3 protein-coding genes are annotated in these 802 nt (G+C 71.4%); all 3 read right to left on the reverse strand.

Annotated elements, in window-relative coordinates:
* On the reverse strand, nucleotides 1-344 hold a 344-nt coding region (locus tag CFP71_RS42405), incomplete at its 3' end, for an SsgA family sporulation/cell division regulator (protein WP_143267305.1).
* Nucleotides 341-604 (reverse strand): hypothetical protein, encoded by a 264-nt coding sequence (locus CFP71_RS42410; protein WP_143267306.1) that lies wholly within the window; start codon nucleotides 602-604, stop codon nucleotides 341-343. The genes CFP71_RS42410 and CFP71_RS42405, both read right to left, overlap by 4 nt.
* Before the next feature lie 17 nt (nucleotides 605-621).
* On the reverse strand, nucleotides 622-802 hold a 181-nt coding region (locus CFP71_RS44535; protein WP_167406483.1), incomplete at its 5' end, for a hypothetical protein.

Below are 802 nucleotides of genomic sequence, written 5' to 3' on the forward strand. Positions count from 1 at the left end.
GCCTGGGACCAGTCGATCGCGTCGGACTCAGTGCCGGGACGGACGGCATCGAAGGTGGCGGCGACGAGCTCGGCGAGATCGTCACGGCGGAACACCACCCAGCCGGAACCTTCGGGCGTGCTCAGGCCGACGGTGATCAGGTCGCCGGGTGCGGTGACTCGGACGTCGCCGATCCCGGCCTGTCCGCAGTGCAGCGCCTCGGCGAGCAGCTCCCTGCTGATCACCCACTCGGCGCCGGGGAATCCGAACGTGACCGCGTAGGGCTCGGTCGTGTCGTAGCGGGCGTTCACCACCGCGTGCCCGGTTTTGAGCAACGCGTGCAACCTCGACTCGATGGCGGTCATCGCCCACCACCGCCCGGGACGGAGTTCAGGCGGCGGCCGGTCTCGGACACGACCCAGGCCACGAAGTCCTCGCGCACGCCGGGCGCGATGTGGGCGTTGAGGAACGCGGTGATCTGCTCGGCGGGCTGGCCGTTGACCGTGCGCCAGACGATGATCTCTACCAGCATCGCGACCAGGCGCCGGGATTCGCCGGAGTGCGTGGCGAACTCGCGGGCCAGCTGCTCGATCACGGCGGTGATCCGGAACGTGTCAACCGGCATGAAGGGCTGGTTCGGTTTCATCGGGTCCGGCCCTCCCCGCGCTCATCGGCGCCCGGGACCTCGCCCGTACCGGCGATGTGCGCGTCGAGCTCGGCGTCCAGCGCGGCCAGCGGATCCGTGGCGCGGTCGCCGGCGGCGGGTTCCGGGTCGCCGTCGAGGCGCACGGCCTCGACCCGAACCGTCCCGGCCTCGTGCTCG

This window comes from Amycolatopsis thailandensis, from assembly GCF_002234405.1.
GTDB lineage: Bacteria > Actinomycetota > Actinomycetes > Mycobacteriales > Pseudonocardiaceae > Amycolatopsis > Amycolatopsis thailandensis.

Excerpts from the sequence above, each read along its gene's own strand:
- CFP71_RS42410 (WP_143267306.1), bottom strand. The coding sequence starts at position 604 with ATGCCGGTTGACACGTTCCGGATCACCGCCGTGATCGAGCAGCTGGCC.